Genomic DNA, 17,696 nt, shown 5'->3' with positions numbered 1-17,696 from the left:
GCGCGGGGCGTGCCAGAAGGGGGCATGAGCGCCTGGATTCTGTTCACCCTTGCCGCCGCGGCGATGCAGACGGTCCGCTTCATGCTGCAAAAGCAGTTGAAGGGGGCGGGGCTGTCGACGGGCGGCGCGACCTTTTCGCGCTTTCTTTATGCCGCGCCGATTGCCGCGACGGCGGCGGCGGTGGCACTTTGGCAGGCGGGCTGGGCGCTGCCGCCGCTGGGCCTTGGCTTCGCGGGCTTCGTACTGATGGGGGCCCTTGGCCAGATCGTCGCGACCTTCCTGACCGTCTCTCTCTTCTCGCTGCGCAATTTCGCCGTGGGTATCTCGTTTACCAAGACCGAGACGGTGCAGGTCGCGGCCTTCTCCGTCCTCCTGCTGGGCGAACGGGTGGGGCCGGTGGGCTGGCTTGCCATCGGGATCGGGCTGGCGGGGGTTCTTCTGCTGTCGCGCACACCGGAACCCGGTGCGCGGTTCTTTGGCCGGGCGGCGTTTTACGGCCTTCTGGCGGGCGGGCTGTTCGGCCTGTCGGCGATCGGCTACCGGGGTGCCACGCTGGCGCTTGAGCCGTTGCCGTTCCTGACCCGCGCGGTTGTGGCGCTGGCCGCCGCGACGATCACTCAGACGGTCCTGATGGGGCTTTGGCTGCGCTGGCGCGAACCGGGGGAGTTGGGCCGCGTCGCGCGCGGCTGGCGGCGGACCTTGCCGGTGGGGGTGACGGGCGTTCTTGGCTCAATGGGCTGGTTCGCGGCCTTTTCCTTGCAGAACGCGGCCTTCGTGCGGGCGCTGGGGCAGGTGGAGATCGTCTTTACCCTCATGGCCTCCGCCCTCTTTTTCCGCGAAAGGCTGAGCGGGCGTGAGGGGGCGGGGATCGCGCTGGTCGTCCTGTCGGTTCTGGTCCTGATCCTGGGGGCGCGCTGAGCATGGGGGCGATCTTTCTGGCCATCGCGCCGACCTTCCTCTTGATCCTGATGGGCTATGCCCTCCGGCGTGGCGGCATCCCGTCGGTGGAGTTCTGGAACCTCAATGACCGGCTGGTCTACTGGGTTCTGATGCCGGCGCTGTTCTTTGCCAAGATCTCGGCCGCCGATCTGGGGGCGCAGCCCTTGGGCGCCTTCGCCTGGCTGCTTTACACGGGCTTCTTCGCGGCCGTCGCCTTTGGCCTTCTGGCGCAGCGGCTGGCGCGGCTGGCGCCACCGCAGGGGACGGATGTGGTGCAGGGCGCGTCGCGCTTCAACACCTTCGTCGGTCTTGCCATTGCCGAGGCGCTTTACGGCGCGCAGGGCTTGCAGGCCGCCGTTGTCGGTTCCGCCATCCTTGTGCCGGTCGTCAATGTCGTGATCGTGACGGCGCTGGCGCTGATGCTGCCCCGGCGGCGGGGGAATATCGTTCTGGGGACGTTGCGCGATCTGGCGCGCAATCCCTTGATCCTGTCCATCGTGGCGGGGCTTTTGTTCAACATGATCGGGCTGCATCATGTCCCGGTGCTGCATGATACGGCGCTGGTTCTGGGGCAGGCGGCGCTGCCGGTGATGCTGCTGGCGGTCGGCGCGAACCTGAAGATCCGGGGGATGGATGCGCATTTCGTGCCGATGATCCTGTCGGCTTTTGGCAAGCTTGTCGTCTTTCCGGCGGCGGTGCTGCTGGTGGCTGCCGTGATCGCGCCGGGGGCGATGCCCTTGCAGATCGCGATGATCTACGCGGCGCTGCCGGTCGCCGTTTCCGCCTATACGCTGGCGCGCGAGATGGGGGGCGATGCGCCCCTGATGGCCGGGATCATCACGGTGCAGACGCTTTTGTCCTTCGTTACCATCCCGGTGACGCTGGTCATTGCCGAGCGGCTGTTCTGAGCGGTTAGCCGAGGCGGCGAAAGGCCGGGCGGTCGGTGGAGTTGTCGAAGAAGGCGACGCCGGTCTGGTCCAGCCGGTCCTCGCGCAGATGTGCCGCGACCTCGCCCAGAACCACCTCGGTGATGAAGGGCAGGTTCAGCGCGCGCACCTCGGCCAGTGGCACCCAGTGAAGATGGGACAGTTCGTCCGAGGCGCGGGAGAAATCGTCGGGGTCGCCGGTGATCCGGGCGGCATCGGTCAGGAAAAAGCGCGCATCGAAGCGGCGCGGGCGGCCCGGCGGCGTGATGGCGCGCAGGACGAAGCGCAGCGCGCTGGCATCGGGGACAAGGCCGGTTTCGGCGAAGCTGGTCCAGTCCTCGGGTGGGGTGCCGGGCCATGTGCCGGGGCGGCCAAGGCGCAGCCCCGTCTCTTCCCACAATTCGCGGATTGCGGCGGCGGCAAGGGCATGGCCGCGCCCGGCGGTGCCGGGTGGCAGGTCAAGGCGCGCGGTGCAGGCGGGCGCGAGGTCCCCCGCCAGCGGGATCGCGGCGTCGCCCGCATCGACCGCGCCGCCGGGAAAGACATATTTGTTCGGCATGAAGGCCGCCCGCGCGCCGCGCATCCCCATCAGGACGGCGGGCGCGCCGGTATCCTGCCGGATCACGATCACGGTGGCCGCGTCGCGAACGACAAGCGATTTGGGATCGACCGGGGCGGCGGTATCGCTCATGCGTCCTCAGTCGTCCTTGGGGGCAGAGCCGAAGCCGTGCATCCGCTTGGCCCATTGGATGCCGACGATCACCCCCTTCAGCCGTGGCAGAAGGTAAAGCGACAGCGCCACACAGCCCGCCGAGAAGGTCGAGGCGAGGACAAGCGGGCTGGGCCGGAATTCCACGAAGGCGACCATGATGAGCGGCGCCATCAGGTGTCCGACGATCAGGATCGTCAGATAGGCCGGCCCGTCATCGGCGCGGTGATGCGACAGGTCCTCACCGCAGGACGGGCAGGTGGGGCGCACCTTCAGATAGCCCTCGAACATGCGGCCTTCGCCGCAGGCGGGGCAGCGGCGGCGCCAGCCGCGCAGCATGGCGGGGCGCAAGGGGCGGTCGTCGTCCAGTTGGGCGGTCATATCGGTCATCGCGTGTCTCCTGTTGCGGGGTGTGTAGCATTTTCGGCGGCCACGGCAAATCACCGAAAAAGACCTGCGACGGAAATCCGCACCCGGCGCGTTTGACGGGTATCAGGCGGCACCGACCGTCATGGCAGATCGAAAGGAAGACGAGCAATGGCAACGAAAACCTATCTCACCGCTCTGGCGTTGATCCTTGGGGCTGGCGCGGTCGCCGTGCCGGTTCTCGCGCAGAACGCCAATGGCGGCGGCAATGGCCAGCAGATGATGCAAGGTCAGGGTCAGGGTCAGGGCATGGGGCAAGGTCAGGGTATGGGGCAGGGCATGGGCATGCAGGGCATGCGCGGCGATGGCCCGATGTTCGACTTCGACAGCGCCGATGCCAACAGCGACGGCAAGGTCACCAAGGAAGAGTTGTCGGCCTATCGCCAGACGATGATGTCGGGCGTGGATGCCAATGGCGACGGCATGATCGCGACCGAGGAACTGGCCGCGCATATGAAGGCGCGGATGGATGCGAAGATCGACGAACGCGCCAAGGCGCGGGTCGCCTCGCAGGACCTCAATGGCGATGGCATGCTGTCGGCCGAGGAACTGCTTGCCCCGCCGATGCCGACCCGGATGTTCGACCGGCTTGACACCGATGGCGACGGCGCGGTCAGCCAGCAGGAGATCGCGCAGGCCAAGGCGAAGATGCAGCAGCGCATGGGCGGTGGTCGCGACGGCCAGCGCGGGATGCGTGACGGGCATGGCCATGGCGATCGTCAGGGGCAGGGTCAGGGACGCCACAGCCACGGCAAGGGCTGGTTCGATTGGAATGGCGGTAACTGATCCCGGCGGCGGGCGGGCCGGTTGCGCCCGCCCGTGACCGGACTGCCGGGGCGGCGCCCACAGGCCGCCCCGGCAAACTTGGACCTTGGAGGCGCGCCGCCTTCGGTCTAGGGCTTGGGACAGGATGCAGATGCCCTTCGACGCCAAGGACGACAGGCCCGACGAAGCCTTGCTGGCCCTCTACGCCAAGGGGGACCGGGGCGCGGCGCATGTGTTGGCGCAAAGGTTCACGCCCATCGCCCTCAGGGTTGCGCAGCGGATGCTGGGCGACGCGGCCGAGGCCGAGGATGTGGCGCAGGAGGCGATGCTAAGGCTCTGGCGCATGGCGCCGGGCTGGCAGCCGGGGGCGGCGCGGGTATCGACCTGGCTTTACCGTGTAGTCGCCAACCTTTGCACCGACCGGCTGCGCAAGCGGCGCTGGGTGCCGCTTGACGCGGCGCCCGAACCTGAGGACGGCGCACCCGGCGTGGCCGAGCGGATGATCGAGGCCGACCGGGCGGCGGCATTGGAACAGGCGCTGTCGGCGCTGCCGGACAGGCAGCGGCAGGCGGTGATCCTCAGGCATCTCGAAGGGTTGTCGAACCCCGAGATCGCCGAGGTGATGGAAGTGGGCGTCGAGGCGGTCGAAAGCCTTGTCGCACGGGGGAAACGCGGACTGGTTGCGGCGCTGTCGGGGCGCCGGGCCGAACTGGGGTATGAACATGGCTGACAAGGATCTGGGCGAACACGATCTTGATCTTTTCTTCGCGGCGGCACGGGACCGCGCGCCGGAACCGTCCGGGGCGCTGATGGCCCGCGTGCTGGACGCGGCTGAGGCCGAAGCGCGACCGGCGACGCGCGATCTGCCGACGCCTGCCCCGGTGCGGCGCGGCATGATCGCATCGCTGATGTCGGCCATCGGCGGCTGGATCGGGGTTGGCGGGCTTGCCACGGCGGTCGGCGCCGGGGTCTGGATCGGCGTCGCGGGGCTGGCCGATCCGGTGACGGTCACGGGCGATCTGTTCGGGCCAGCGCCGTTGACAGTGGAACTGATGCCGGGGGCGGACAGCTTTACGGTGGCCGGGGGAACGGGATGGTAAAGATGGATGAGACGAAAACAACCGGAAGCACCGGGCGCGGTGTGAAGATCGCGCTGATCCTGTCGCTGGCGCTGAACCTTGCGGTGGTCGGCGTCATCGGCGGGTCGATCATCGCCCATGGCTGGCGCGACGACCCGCGCCGGGTGCGCGACGTGGGCTTTGGCCCCTATACCGAGGCGCTGTCGCCCGAGGACCGCGCGGAACTGCGCAAGGCATTCCTGAAATCCGCCCCCGATTTCCGCCAGCGGCGGGAGGAAATTCGCGCCGACATGGCCGCGCTGGCCAATGCGATCCGCGCCACGCCCTATGACCGCGCGGCGGTCGAGACGGTGATGGAAACGCAATCCGGGCGGATCGAAGAACGGCTGACCCTCGGTCGTTCTCTCCTCCTCGACCGGCTCGACGCGATGCGCCCTGAGGCCCGCGCGGCGATGGCCGACCGGCTTGAGACGGTGCGGCGCAAGCATCACGATTAAAGCGTTTCGGGTTTTCGTTGGGGGCGTAAGTATCAGAATTCGAACGAAATAAGGTCGATTTCTGAGTCAGTGCAAACCCGAAATGCCATGGGGCAGGGGGCTACGCCCGCCCAAGGTAATCGGCGACCACCCCGACCTCTTCCGCGCAGCCGAAGACAAGGGCCGTGTGGCCATGCAATTCCACCGGCATCTGGTCAAGGATCGGGACCAGCCCGTCGGTCGCCCGCCCGCCGGCCTGTTCGATCAGGAAGGCGATGGGGACCGCTTCGTAGATCAGGCGCAGGCGACCCTTCTCATACCCTTTCCGGCGGTCGGCGGGATACATGAACAGGCCACCCAGCAGCAGGATGCGGTGCAGCTCTCCCACCGCCGCGGCCAGCCAGCGCATGTTGAAATCGCGCCCGCGCGGGCCGTCCTTTCCCGCCCTGAGGTCGAGCGCATAGCGTTTCAGCCCCTCGGGCCAGTGCCGTTCGTTCGAGGCGTTGTAGGCGATGGTCTTCGCGGCCGACGGCAGGCGGACCTGTTCATGCACGATGCGAAAGCCGCCAAGGGCGCGGTCGAAGGTCGCGATATGGACACCGTCGCCCAGCGACCAGCCGAAATCGGTCGAATGCCCGAAGGAGGCATAGCCCGCCGCGACCGCTGCCCGGCCGGGGCGCAGGAACCCCTCCGGCGCGGCGGGGAGGATGGAGAAAAGCAACCCCAAGGGCGCGCCAATCCCGATGGAGCCGGAGCCGTCGATCGGGTCGATGGCGACGTCGAAGGCGCCACCGGGGTTCAGGGTGGCGACCCCGGTTTCTTCTTCCGACAGGACCTGCCGCACGCCCGCCTGCGTCAGGGCCGCGATCATGTGGTCATGCGCGCCCTGATCCAGCGCCTTCTGCCTGTCGCCGCTTTCGTTGGTGCCGACGATGGCGGCCGGGTCGCCGTAAAGGCGCCCGGCGGCAAGGCGGTCGGCCAGTGCAGGCGTCGCCCGCGCGATGGCCAGCACGATGGCGGCGGCACCGTCGCCGGTCAGCGCCGTGTCCAGCGGGCGGCCCGTGGCGGGGCCGTCATTGGGCAGTGTCAGCATGGCCCGTGCCTTCAGCGCGCGTTGTACTTGGCATCCACGTCGTCGATCGCCCTGACGTTCCCGGCCGAGCGGCCGTTGGCGTCGAAGCTTTCCTTCAGGAAGGCATCGGCGATGGATTTCGCGACCTCGGCCCCGATCACGCGCGCGCCCATGGTGATGATCTGGGCGTTGTTCGACAGCGCCGCGCGTTCGGCGGAATAGGTGTCATGGGTCAGGGCGGCGCGGATGCCCGGTACCTTGTTGGCGGCGATGCAGACGCCGATGCCGGTGCCACAGACAAGGATGGCGCGGTCATAGGTGCCGTCGAGAACCGCGCTTGCCACACGGTCGGAAAGGTTGGCGTAGAAGGCGTCCGCCCCCGCCTCGGTGCGCGAGATTTCCGAAACCTCATGGCGGTCCTTCAGGTGATCGGCCAGAACCTTGGCCAGACCTTCGCCCGCGCTGTCGCCTGCAATTGCCAGTTTCATGATGTCATCCTCACAGTTTGGCGGCGCATTTGGACAGGATGTCGAGATAGCCCCCGACGTTCCAGGCCGAGCGCCCGATGAAAAGCCCGTCGATATGCGGGCAGGAGATCAGGTCCTCGCAGTTGCCCGGATTGACCGAGCCGCCGTAGAGGCAGGGAATGCGGCGGCCAAGCACGTCATTGGCAGTCGCGATGATGTCTTTCTGGCGCGCATCGGCATAATCCGACGTCGCCGGGATGCCGCCCGCGCCGATGGCCCAGACGGGTTCATAGGCCAGCAGGATCGGCGCGGCTTTCTGGCTGTCCGACAGGCGGCCAAGGGCGCCGCGCACCTGCGCCTCCAGGACCTGCCCCGCGCGCCCGGCTTCGCGTTCGGCCAGCGTTTCGCCGATGCAGATCAGCGGGATCAGGCCATGGCGGACGGCGGCTTCGGTCTTTAGCCCGACGGTTTCATCCGTCTCGCCGAAATGCGCGCGCCGTTCGGAATGGCCCAGTTCGACGATGTCGAGCCTGCAATCGGTCAGCATCACCGGGCTGACCTCGCCGGTCCAGGCGCCTTCGTCGGCCCAGTGCATGTTCTGCGCCCCGACCTTGACCGTGGTGTCGGCCAGCATCGCCTTGACCTCACGCACGGCGGTGAAGGGCGGGATCACGAAACGCTGGATGCGCGGGTCGGCGTCGGCCTTTTGCAGCCCTTCGGCAAAGGCGCGCGCCTCGGCCAGCGTCTTGTTCATCTTCCAGCTTGTGCCGATCCAGGCGCGCGGTTCCATCGGTCAGTCCTTTGCAAGGGTCAGGGTCAGGCCCGCCGCGCTCAGCGCGTCCTGCGCCGGGGCGGCGGGCGGGGCATCGGTGATGATCGTGTCGAATTCGGCAAGATCGGCCAGCGCGTGCAGCGCCGACTGGCCGAAGCGGCGGTGGTTGACCAGAAGGCAGCGCCGGTCCGCCGCCGCCATCATCGCGCGTTTGGCCCGCACCACGGCGTCGTCCATGTGAAAGGCGCGGGTGCCGTGGACGGCGGGGGCCGAGATAAAGGCGATGTCGGCGCGCAGGTGGGACAGCGCCTGTTCCGTGACGACGCCGAGATAGGCGTTGAACCGGGCGCTGAAGGTGCCGCCAAGGGCGATCAGGGTGACCCCCGCCTCGGTCCGGGCGCTGTCGAGGATCGCGGCGTTGTTGGTGATGACGGTGACGGGGCGGCGGTCCGATAGCCGCGCGCCCAGAAGGGCGGCCATGGAGCCGTCATTGATCATCACCGTCATGCCGGGCTCGATCAGGTCGAGCGCGGCGCGCGCCATGCGCGCCTTCGCCTCGCCATCCTGAAGCGCGCGGATGCGGAAGTCGCTTTCGAACTGCGTCCCGGCCTCGATTGTCGCACCGCCGCGCACCTTGCGGAGAAGGCCTGCTTGCTCAAGCTCATCCAGATCGCGGTGGATGGTCATTTTGGAGACGGCGAAGCGGTCGGCCAGCGCATCAAGCTCAACCGCGCGCTCGGCGATAAGCGCGTCCATGATGGCCTGCCTGCGGTCCTCGCGCTTCATGGGGTTCCTTCGGGCGGGGGCGGGTTTGGTCGGTGTGTAACTCCTGCGATGTTACATATCAACTCACATTTTGTTATTTTGTGATTCTATGATGTTACAATTTGCGGCCCCGATCAGGGTGTCCCGACGATGGCCCGCGCGGTCGCCTCATCGGTGATGAGGCCCTTCAGCCAGCCGCTGCGCAGCACCGCGCGCACCGCGCCGACCTTTTCCGCGCCGCCCGCGATGGCGACGATGCGGCTGTCATCGCGGGTGTTCAGCTCAACCGACAGCGTCCGCGCGGTCAGCGTGGTTTCCAGAACCCCGCCCTGCGCGTCGAAGAAATGGCCCAGCATTTCCCCCGCGCCACCGGCTGCGTTGATCTCCGCGATCTCGCGCGGTTCGATCATGCCCGAGGCGACAAGCTGCGCGCCGGAATCCGCCGTGCCGATGCCGACAAGCTTAAGCCCCGCGCCGCCCGACATGTCGAAGATTTCCCGCACCCCCGGCTGGGCCAGCAGGACCGCGCGGTCCTCGGCCGAATTGGCGAAGAAGGGGACGGGCAGCACATAGGCCTGCGCGCCGGTCTTGGCGGCGAGGCGGTGCATGACGTCATGCGGGTTGGCCGCGTAATGCCGCGTCAACCCGCCGAGGAGCGAGACGAAGCGGATGCCGTTCGCGTCGATGCGGGGCATTTCCTGGATCGCGGCGGCAAGGGTGCGGCCATGGCCAAGGCCGATGACGGGGGTATCGCCGCGCTCGATCTCCCGCCGCAGAAATGCCGCCCCGGCAAGGCCCAGGGCGCGAAGCGGCAGGTCTTCTTCGCCAAGGTCGGGGGCGACCTCGCAGAAATCCAGCCCGTAGCGGGTGCAAAGCTGGTCTTCCAGCGCGGCGCATTCCACGATCTCGCCGTCGATGGTGACCTTGACGACCCCGTCGGCCACGGCGCGGGCGATCAGCCGGTGCGCCTTGACGGAGGGCAGGCCAAGCCGCTTGGCGACGGCCGCCTGGGTCAGCCCGCCCGCGTAATGGAGCCATGCCGCGCGGATGGCGAGGCTGTCTTCGGGGTCGGTCTTGCGGGCCATGATGTCCTTTCTCAGGCTTCGGCCATGATGGCGCGGAGGGTCTCGGTCGGCAGCAAGGCCGGGTTTGCTTTCATCGAGGACGAGGTGGCGGCGGCTTCGGCGGCGTCCGATTGCGCGTCTGCCGCGATGCCCAGATCGGCAAGGCGCTTCAGCCCCGCCTGCCGCGACCAGTCGGCCAGCAGCCCGCAAGCGGTATCGAGCGTTGCGTCGGGCCGGCCGAAGGCGGCGCCGATCCAGTGGCCCACCTGATCGAGGCGCTGGCCAAGGGCGGGGTCGGTGACGGCCCGGCGGTTGGCGCGCAGCACCGGGGGCAGCAGCGCGCCGCAGATCGCACCATGCGCGGCCCCGGTCAGCCCGCCCAGCGGCCCGGCAAGGCCATGCACCGCGCCAAGGCCCGCATTGGCCAGCGCAAGGCCGCCACAAAGGCTGACCCAGGCCATCGTATCGCGGGCGGCGCTGTCCTCGCCCTTCATCAGCCGCATCAGCGCGGGGAGCGCCTGCGGGATCGCGTCGCGGCAAAGCGCGTCGGTCATGGCATTGGCGCGGGTGGAGGTGAAGGGCTCGATCACCTGTGTCAGCGCGTCGAGGCCGGAGGCGAGCGTGACCGCACGCGGGCAGCCATCGGTCAGCGCCGGATCGACCACGGCGAGGCGCGGCAACATCCGGGCGTCGCGCAGGCTGACCTTGCGGTGATGTTCGGGGACGCCGATGACGGCGTTGCGCGTGACCTCGGCCCCGGTCCCGGCGGTGGTGGGCAGGGCCGCGAAGGGCAGGGGGGCGGTGTCGAGCGGCAGGCCGCGCCCGACAACCTCAAGATGGTCAAGGATCGGCCGGGTGGTGGGGACCAGCGCCGCGATGGCCTTGCCCGCGTCGATCACCGCGCCACCGCCAAGCGCCACGACGGAAGCCGCGCCATGGTCGCGCGCGGCGCGCAGACCGGCCGCGATCAGGTCCATGTCCGGCTCCCCCGGCACGGCAAAGCGGGCGACAGCGGTCCCGGACGCGGCCAGCGCGTCACATAGCCAGTCGGCGCGGTCGGGGTTGCGGCCATGGACCATGAGGACGCGCGGGCCAAGGGCGGCGATCTTCGCCACCGCCTGCCCGGCCTGACCGCGCCCGAACAGGATCTCGGTCGCGGTCATGAAAGAGAAGGCGGCGGGCATCATCGTGGTCCTTTCGGTGGTCGCGACCTTGGGTAGCCGCCCGGCCGTCAGTATTTCAAGTCCGAAGCCCCTGTGTCGATATGGGGCGCCCAGAAGGCGATGCTTTCGGCGATCTGGGGGATGACCTCGCGGTCATTCGGCTCCCTCTCCTTGAAGCTCAGCTCAAGGCAGATTTCATTGTCGACCGCGCCGCCCGCCGCAAAGGCCGCCAGCAGGGGGGCGGGCTGAATCGCGCCCTTGGCGTTATAGGCGGCGGTGAAGGGGCGGTGGCCGGATTTGTCCATCATCGACTGCTTGATATGGATGATGGGAGAGACCTTGGGGACGGCGCGCGCCCAGGCATAGGGATCGGTATCGTCGGGGTTGGCAGAGGTGACATCGCCATGGTCGATATCGGCCATCATCCACATCGGCACGGCCATGTCGGCCGCCGTCAGACGGTCCTGAAGGGCAAGGCATTCGGCGATCGTCTCACCGAATTCGCGCCCCACGCTCATCGGTTCCCAGAAGACGTATGACAGGCCCGCCGATTTCGCATGCTCCGCCACCTCGGCCCAGCAGTCGATGGCGATGCGGATCAGATCCTCGCGCCGCGCGGGGTCGTCATAGTCCCTGTAGGTGAAGATCGCGAACTGGGTGCCGACGGAACTGCCGCCCAGATCGCCGATGATGTCGGCGAAGGTCTTGAACCAGTTGACGTAATAGCGCCGCACGTCGCGGTCGGGATGGCCGAAATGGTTCAGCCGCCCGTAAGGCCCGGTCATGCCGCTGGTCACGCGCACCCCGGTCCGCGCGAGCGCCGCGCCCATTTGACGGGTCAGTCGGCGGATCACCGGGGCGGGCCAGGACGGGTTGATGAATTCATGCGTCAGTTGCAGGTCGCGGATCTTCAGGTCGCGCGCCACCGTCCCGATCAGGTCGTCCGGCTCGGCAAAGCGGTTGACGAGCGGGTTGGTGTTGAGGGAGAGCGTCAGGGGCATGGATGACCTCAGGCGGCAAGCTTGATTTCGGCGTTGAACCAGTCGGTGAAGGCGGCGCGCTCCGCCCCGGTCAGGTGCAGGTAGTGCTTGGTGCGGCGGTAAAGGATGTCCTCGGCCGTCAGCGCCCATTCCTTCGCGATCAGATAGCGCGCCTCGGCCTCATGCAAGAGGCCGCCGAAATGCCGGCCGAGGTCGTTCAGCGATTGTGCCGCCCCGACCAGGTCCCTGGTCCGTGCGCCGTAAAGGTGGCCATAGTGACGGGCGAGGGGGCGGGGCATCCAAGGATACGTCTCGCGCAGGGTTTCGAAGAAGCTTTCGTAATCGGCGTCCGGCATTTCCCCCCCCGGCAGTTTCGCCGTCTCGGTCCAGTCGCCGCCCATCCTGGGGAATATGGCGTCCAGCTTGTGCATCCCGCGTTCGGCGAGTTCCCGGAAGGTGGTGATCTTGCCGCCAAAGACGTTCAGAAGCGGCGCGCCGCCGGTTTCGTCAAGATCGAAGACATAGTCGCGCGTCACGGCCGAAGGGTTGCCCTGACCGTCGTCGAACAGCGGCCTTACGCCCGAGAAGCTGTGAATCACGTCCCGACGGCGCAGCTTTTCCTTGAAGTAACGGTTCACGGCGGCGATCAGGTAGTCGATTTCCGCCTCATCCGCCGCCACGTCCTCGGCCCGGCCCTCATAGGCGATGTCGGTGGTGCCGATCAGCGCCTTGTCCCCCTCATAGGGGTTGATGAAGATCACCCGCTTGTCGTGGTTCTGCACCAGGTAGGCGTTGTCGCCGTTCCAGAATTTCGGGACGATGATATGGCTGCCCTTGACCAGCCGCACGTTGCGGGGGGAGTTCGACCCGGCGACCCGGCCGATCACGTCCATGACCCAGGGCCCGGCGCAGTTGACAAGGCAGCGGGCGCGGAAGGTCCGGGTCTCGCCCGTCAGGGCGTTTTTCGTCTCAACCGTCCAGGCGCCGTCCTCGCGCCGGGCCGAGGTTGCGGCGGTGCGGGTCAGAACCTTTGCCCCCCTTTCGGCGGCGTCGAGCGCGTTCAGGACGACAAGGCGGGCATCATCGACCCAGCAGTCGGAATATTCGAAGCCGCGCGTGTATTGATCCAGCAGCGGCGTCCCTTCCGGGTCCCGACGCAGGTCGAGCGTGCGGGTGCCGGGCAGCTTCTTGCGCCCGCCGAGGTGGTCGTACAGAAAAAGACCCAGCCGTACCAGCCAGGCCGGGCGGTCCTGCGGCGAATGCGGCAGCACGAAGCGCATCGGCCAGATGATATGCGGGGCCGAGGCCATCAGGACCTCACGTTCGATCAGCGCCTCGCGCACCAGGCGGAACTCGTAATATTCCAGATAGCGCAGCCCGCCATGGACCAGCTTGCCAGAGCGGGAGGACGTCCCCTCGGCCAGATCGTCCTTTTCGCAAAGCACCACCGACAGGCCGCGCCCGGCCGCGTCGCGGGCCATGCCGGCGCCGTTGATGCCGCCGCCGATCACGAAAAGGTCGATCAGTTCGGGGGTGGTCGTCATCTTACTCTCCTTTCACGGGCTGCCGCGCGGCGGCCAGCGCGTCCCATGCCGGGACAAGGCCGCGCCGCGCGGCGCTGAAGGCGGGGAAAAGCCGGTCATAGGCGGCGACCAGCGCGGGGTCGGGCGCCTCGGCCTTGCCCAGCAGCGGGGTCACCCATTCGGCGATGCAGGATGTCATGTCGGGATAGGCGCCGATGGCGACGGCGGCCATCATCGCGGCGCCCGCCGCCCCTGCCTCTTCCCGCGCCGAGACACGCACGGGCGCGTGGATCGCGGCCGACAGGATGGCGCGCAGGCCTTTTGACCGCGCCGCGCCACCGGTCAGGCGCAATTCGCCCGGCAGGTGTCCCATCGCGGCGTAGCAATCGCGCATCGCCATACCAAGGCCTTCCGCCACCGCGCGGACCATGTCCGGGTAGCGATGCGCCAGCGACAGGCCGGTAAAGCCCGCGCGGGCTTCGGCGTTGACGAAGGGGCCGCGTTCGCCCGCCTCGGAGATATAGGGGTGATAGGCGATCTGGCCCGGACGGCTCTGGATCAGCCAGCTTTCGATCCGGGCGACAAGGTCCTTCTGCGTCACCTCATGGCCGAAATCGCGCAGCGCGTCGGCGGCAAGGCCCAGCACCCAGTCGATGTTCAGCGTGGCGGCCATGTTGGTCTGCACCTGCGTGACGATGCCGGGGATCGGCAGGGCGATGACATAGCCGGTGCCTTCGTCGTTTAGATGCACGTCCTGCCAGCGCACGGCGCGCATATGGACGCCGGTGGAGCCGACGGTGGAGCAGGCGACATCGCCGGTGCCGCCGTAAACCCCGGCGCCGAGCGCGGTCATCACCATATCGACATAGCCAAGGCTGACCGGCGTGCCGGGGCGCAGGCCGGTGACGGCGGCGGCATCGGCGGTCAGGGGGCAGGTCGTCTCGGTCCCGTCGAGGATGTCCGGCAGCAGGGCGCGGCGATGGGTCAGGCCGAGCGCGTCGATCACCGCGTCGTCATAGGCGCGGGTGCGGAAATTGCCGAAGGTAAAGCTCGCCTCGGACGGATCGGTCGCGCGAAGGCCGGTGAGGTTGAGGTAAAGCCAGTCCTTGCAGTGCAGTGCCACTTCGGCGCGGTCCAGAAGGCCGCTGTCATGGGTGTCCATATGCGCCATCTGGCTGCCTTGCTGGCAGGTGTTCAGCCCGGTGCCGGTCGCCTCGAACCGGGCGCGGTTGGCGCCCTTTGCGGCAAGGCGGGCGACTGTGGGGGCGGCGCGCGCGTCAAGCCAGAGCCAGGCATCGGCGACCGGCGCGTTATCCCGCCCGACCAGCCAGGTGCCGTCGCCCTGCGCCGTGACGGCGATGGCCGCCGTGCGGGTTGCCAGACCGTCGATCCTGTCGCCAAGGCCGCGCAGGGCGGCGGCGCAGTCCGCCCATGTGTCGGCCAGCGATTGCGTGACCGCGCCATCCCCGGCGGCGCGATAACGGTTGGTGACGGCCGAGACGGCGATCTGTCGACCGGAAAGATCGAAGGCCACGGCCTTGATGACCGAGGTCCCCGCGTCGATCCCGATGAGGATATCAGTTCCCGCCATCATGTCCCGTCCATCGTGGCTGCGCGCCCGACCTGCCGTTCATTGAAGACCTCCGTCGCGAATTCCGGCGCCGCATTCCGCGCGGCCCCTGTGTCGCGCTTAGCAGACTCCCCCTCCGGGGTCGCGATATATTCATAACATAGTTATCACGCTATGCATGTATTTTTTTTCTGACACAGTAAATTATTTCAGCTACACTTGGGCAAGGCTCTGATGCTGCCGGTCTTATCCCCGGTGCGCCCCGGTTTGGGCGCGGTGCCTTGGGAAAGGGTTGTGGCGGCGGGGTGGGATGCTGCGGGACAGCGAAGATCGCGGGTGGGGGAGTCCGGCGATATGTCTGTGAAATCAGGAAAATATAGGGTCCGTGTCGGGCGCCCGCATGGGGTCTTGCCTGGGTCTGGCGTCGTTGCGGTCCCGATGGTCGCGCGGTCCGATTCCACGGTGGCGCCACGGAAAGCGGTGGTTGTTCGGGATTCGAATCGGCGTTTCGTTATCCGTCCGAATAACCGCTTGAACTTCCATAAATCTATCTCACTTGACGATGAATATAACATTGCGATACCACATAAGAATGCCGCAAGCAGCCGGCGGTCTGGCCCGAGGAGGGGTGGGGCGCGCCGGGAAGGGGAGGGTGTCATGAGACTGATCCATCTGTCGCAGCCTGTCGCAAGCGGGGCGAGGCGCCCCCTGTTGCACTCCGCCGCCGCGCTCTGACCCCTTGCAGTATTGCGAAAGGCCGATCATGTCGCAGACCCAGTCACCCGCCCGGACCCCCGCGCCGAAAGCTCCCGCCGCCTCGCGCCGCGGGCTTATGATCTCGGCCGGGCTGGCCGTCGTCGTCCTTGCCGCGATGGCCTTCGATACCACCGTCGTTCATATCGGCTCCGAGGCGGACGTGCGTCAGCAGGCCTTCAACCCCGATGCTTTCGGTGAGCAGGAATTCCCGCGCATCCAGGCCGCGGTCGAGGCGAAGGCGGTCGATGCGCTGACGCTTGCCCCCGCCGTCATGGCCGACAAGGCGGCGGCCGCGAAGCAATACGGCACCGCCGCCTCGACCGGGGCGATCATGTCGGTGAAGCTGACCGGCGTCGTGGGCGAGGGGAAATCCGGCATCTATACCCTGGCCGTCGATGGCGTGCCGCCCGAGATCCGGGTGCGGGTCCAGACCGGCCCGGCGATCAACGGCACCGACCTGCGCGACGCGCCGGGCGACATCGAATTCGGCCATTTCAAGAACCAGATCGAATATCAGGACGCAGGTTCCGGCATCAACCGGGCGATGAAGAAGGCGATCCTCGATGGTCTCGATACCGCCGCGCTGAGTGGCAAGACGGTCGATGTCGTGGGCGCTTTTCGCCTTATCAATCCGAAGAACTGGATGATCACCCCGGTTCGGATCGACGTGAAATGACCGCCCTGTCCGACACCCCCGCCGCCCGGCCCGATGCGGGCGAGGTCGTTCTGGCCGCGCGCAATGTGGCGAAGTCCTATGGCGCGGTTCAGGCGCTGAAGGGCGTGAACTTCGACATTCATCGCGGGCAGGTGACGACGCTTTTCGGCGAAAACGGCGCGGGCAAATCGACGCTGATGAAGATCCTGTCGGGCGTGATTCAGCCGACCTCGGGCGAGATCGTTCTGGACGGCCAGCCTGTCGCCTTCGCCAATTCGACCGAGGCGCGCGATCGGGGCATTTCGATCATCCACCAGGAACTGAGCCTCGCCCCCAATCTGTCGGTGCGCGACAACATCTTCATGGGGCGGGAGATCATGGGCGCCACCGGCGTCGATTTCGCCGAGGAAGAGCGCCAGACCAAGGTCCTGATGGAGGGGCTGGAGGAAGAGATCGACCCGCTGACCCCGGTTGAAGAACTGCGTCTTGGCCAGCAGCAGATCGTGGAGATTGCCCGCGCCCTGTCGGTGGACAGCCGTATCCTGATCATGGACGAACCGACCAGCGCCCTGTCTGCGGCAGAGGTTGAGGTGCTTTTCAAGGTCATCCGCGACCTGACCGCCAAGGGCGTGTCGATCGTCTATATCTCCCACCACCTCGAAGAGGCGCTTCAGATCACCGATCATGCGGTGGTGCTGCGCGACGGCACGATGACGGCCTATGCGCCGCGCGCCGAGATCGACCTTGAATGGATCGTCCGCAACATGGTGGGCGAGAATTATGACCTCGGCTCACCGCCTGACGGGTATGATTTCGGCGAGGTGGCGCTGTCGATCCGCGATCTGACCGTGCCGGACCCGGCGGGGGGGCGCTATAACGTGGTCGACCGCCTGTCGCTTGACCTGCGCGCGGGGGAGGTGGTCTGCATCTATGGCCTGATGGGCGCGGGGCGGACCGAGTTGCTTGAGACGGTCGCCGGGCGCTTCGGCGCCTCGGGCGGAGAGATCGTTCTGGAAGGGCGCGAGGTGTCGCACCTGACCATTGCCGACCGCATCGAACGCGGCCTTGCCCTTGTGCCGGAGGATCGCCAGCGCGACGGGTTGGTTCAGACCATGTCGGTGGGCCAGAACCTGTCGCTTGCCTCCATCCGCCATTTCGTGCGCGGTTTCCTGATCCGGCCCGCGGTCGAGAAGAAGCTGATCGAGGACACGATCCGCGACGTGACCGTCAAGACCTCGGGCGGCGGGGCCGCCATCGGGTCCCTGTCGGGGGGCAACCAGCAGAAGGTGGTGATCGGCAAGATCATGGCCACGCACCCCAAGGTCATCATGCTGGATGAGCCCTCGCGGGGCATCGACATCGGCGCCAAGGCCGAGGTCTTCCGCCTTCTGGCCGAGGGCGCCCGTCAGGGCCTTGCCGTCGTCTATTCCACATCCGAGGTCGGTGAGTGTCTGTCGATCGCCCACCGCATCATCGTCATGCACAAGGGCCGCATCTCGGCCGAGTTCGATGCCAGCGCGACCAAGGAACAGATCATGGCCGCGTCGGGCGAATCCGTGGCCGCCTGAGAGACTGAGGGAGACAGAGAC

At 67.5% G+C, this 17,696-nt stretch carries 19 protein-coding genes; 8 read left to right on the top strand and 11 right to left on the bottom strand.

Annotation, left to right across the window (positions count from 1 at the left end; translation table 11 throughout):
- Positions 1-24 precede the first annotated feature (24 nt).
- On the top strand, positions 25-918 hold the full coding sequence (locus tag LX70_RS05200; protein ID WP_105513413.1) for a DMT family transporter: 894 nt from the start codon (positions 25-27) through the stop codon (positions 916-918).
- 2 nt (positions 919-920) lie between these two features.
- The gene (locus LX70_RS05195; protein ID WP_105513412.1) at positions 921-1,847 is read left to right on the top strand and encodes an AEC family transporter; all 927 of its coding nucleotides are present in this window, start codon (positions 921-923) and stop codon (positions 1,845-1,847) included.
- A gap of 4 nt (positions 1,848-1,851) precedes the next feature.
- Here the strand turns inward: LX70_RS05195 and LX70_RS05190 are convergent, their stop codons facing one another.
- Together LX70_RS05190 and LX70_RS05185 are read right to left on the bottom strand one after the other, a co-directional pair.
- Complete coding sequence (locus LX70_RS05190) at positions 1,852-2,556, bottom strand: NUDIX hydrolase (RefSeq protein WP_105513411.1); 705 nt, start codon at positions 2,554-2,556, stop codon at positions 1,852-1,854.
- A 6-nt stretch (positions 2,557-2,562) separates the two neighbouring features.
- Complete coding sequence (locus tag LX70_RS05185; protein WP_170076120.1) at positions 2,563-2,964, bottom strand: DUF983 domain-containing protein; 402 nt, start codon at positions 2,962-2,964, stop codon at positions 2,563-2,565.
- Between the two features lie 147 nt (positions 2,965-3,111).
- Here LX70_RS05185 and LX70_RS05180 point away from each other — a divergent pair, with 147 nt between their 5' ends.
- The 4 genes from LX70_RS05180 (at position 3,112) to LX70_RS05165 (ending at position 5,341) form a co-directional block, all read left to right on the top strand.
- Entirely contained in the window at positions 3,112-3,786 is a 675-nt protein-coding gene (locus LX70_RS05180; RefSeq protein ID WP_105513410.1) for an EF-hand domain-containing protein, read from the top strand.
- Positions 3,787-3,871: 85 nt separating this feature from the next.
- Positions 3,872-4,495 carry an RNA polymerase sigma factor gene (locus tag LX70_RS05175; protein WP_105513409.1) on the top strand — a complete coding sequence of 208 codons (624 nt, stop codon included), beginning with the start codon at positions 3,872-3,874 and terminating at the stop codon, positions 4,493-4,495.
- The gene (locus LX70_RS05170) at positions 4,488-4,865 is read left to right on the top strand and encodes a hypothetical protein (RefSeq protein WP_146111547.1); all 378 of its coding nucleotides are present in this window, start codon (positions 4,488-4,490) and stop codon (positions 4,863-4,865) included. The genes LX70_RS05175 and LX70_RS05170 overlap by 8 nt, the downstream gene beginning before the upstream one ends.
- Positions 4,866-4,867: 2 nt before the next feature.
- Positions 4,868-5,341, top strand: a complete 474-nt coding sequence (locus tag LX70_RS05165; protein WP_245884939.1) for a periplasmic heavy metal sensor — start codon at positions 4,868-4,870, stop codon at positions 5,339-5,341.
- Between the two features lie 100 nt (positions 5,342-5,441).
- Here the strand turns inward: LX70_RS05165 and LX70_RS05160 are convergent, their stop codons facing one another.
- From LX70_RS05160 to LX70_RS05120, 9 genes are all read right to left on the bottom strand, one after another.
- Positions 5,442-6,413 carry a class 1 fructose-bisphosphatase gene (locus LX70_RS05160; RefSeq protein WP_105513406.1) on the bottom strand — a complete coding sequence of 324 codons (972 nt, stop codon included), beginning with the start codon at positions 6,411-6,413 and terminating at the stop codon, positions 5,442-5,444.
- An 11-nt stretch (positions 6,414-6,424) separates the two neighbouring features.
- Positions 6,425-6,880 (bottom strand): D-erythrulose-4-phosphate isomerase, encoded by a 456-nt coding sequence (derI, locus tag LX70_RS05155; RefSeq protein ID WP_105513405.1) that lies wholly within the window; start codon positions 6,878-6,880, stop codon positions 6,425-6,427.
- Between the two features lie 10 nt (positions 6,881-6,890).
- Positions 6,891-7,649, bottom strand: coding sequence for a triose-phosphate isomerase (locus LX70_RS05150; RefSeq protein WP_105513404.1), 759 nt, complete (start codon positions 7,647-7,649; stop codon positions 6,891-6,893).
- Positions 7,650-7,652: 3 nt separating this feature from the next.
- Positions 7,653-8,417, bottom strand: coding sequence for a DeoR/GlpR family DNA-binding transcription regulator (locus LX70_RS05145; protein WP_105513403.1), 765 nt, complete (start codon positions 8,415-8,417; stop codon positions 7,653-7,655).
- 113 nt (positions 8,418-8,530) lie between these two features.
- Positions 8,531-9,481 (bottom strand): sugar-binding transcriptional regulator, encoded by a 951-nt coding sequence (locus tag LX70_RS05140; RefSeq protein ID WP_105513402.1) that lies wholly within the window; start codon positions 9,479-9,481, stop codon positions 8,531-8,533.
- 11 nt (positions 9,482-9,492) lie between these two features.
- A complete protein-coding gene (locus tag LX70_RS05135) occupies positions 9,493-10,647 on the bottom strand; it encodes an iron-containing alcohol dehydrogenase (RefSeq protein ID WP_211301661.1) in 1,155 nt (384 codons plus the stop codon).
- 44 nt (positions 10,648-10,691) lie between these two features.
- A complete protein-coding gene (locus LX70_RS05130) occupies positions 10,692-11,624 on the bottom strand; it encodes a sugar phosphate isomerase/epimerase family protein (protein WP_105513401.1) in 933 nt (310 codons plus the stop codon).
- 8 nt (positions 11,625-11,632) lie between these two features.
- Positions 11,633-13,147, bottom strand: coding sequence for a glycerol-3-phosphate dehydrogenase (locus LX70_RS05125; protein WP_105513400.1), 1,515 nt, complete (start codon positions 13,145-13,147; stop codon positions 11,633-11,635).
- A gap of 1 nt (position 13,148) precedes the next feature.
- Positions 13,149-14,717 carry an FGGY-family carbohydrate kinase gene (locus LX70_RS05120; RefSeq protein WP_105513614.1) on the bottom strand — a complete coding sequence of 523 codons (1,569 nt, stop codon included), beginning with the start codon at positions 14,715-14,717 and terminating at the stop codon, positions 13,149-13,151.
- A gap of 742 nt (positions 14,718-15,459) precedes the next feature.
- Between LX70_RS05120 and LX70_RS05115 the strand changes: the two genes are divergently transcribed.
- Positions 15,460-16,128: a DUF2291 family protein gene (locus LX70_RS05115; RefSeq protein WP_105513399.1), complete on the top strand. Its 669-nt coding sequence runs from the start codon at positions 15,460-15,462 to the stop codon at positions 16,126-16,128.
- Positions 16,125-17,675: a sugar ABC transporter ATP-binding protein gene (locus LX70_RS05110; protein ID WP_105513398.1), complete on the top strand. Its 1,551-nt coding sequence runs from the start codon at positions 16,125-16,127 to the stop codon at positions 17,673-17,675. Before LX70_RS05115 ends, LX70_RS05110 begins: the two co-directional genes overlap by 4 nt.
- The last annotated feature ends 21 nt before the right edge of the window (positions 17,676-17,696 follow it).

This window comes from Albidovulum denitrificans, assembly GCF_002973535.1.
Taxonomy (GTDB): Bacteria; Pseudomonadota; Alphaproteobacteria; order Rhodobacterales; family Rhodobacteraceae; genus Albidovulum; species Albidovulum denitrificans.
This window is presented reverse-complemented; position numbering and strand designations above follow the sequence as displayed.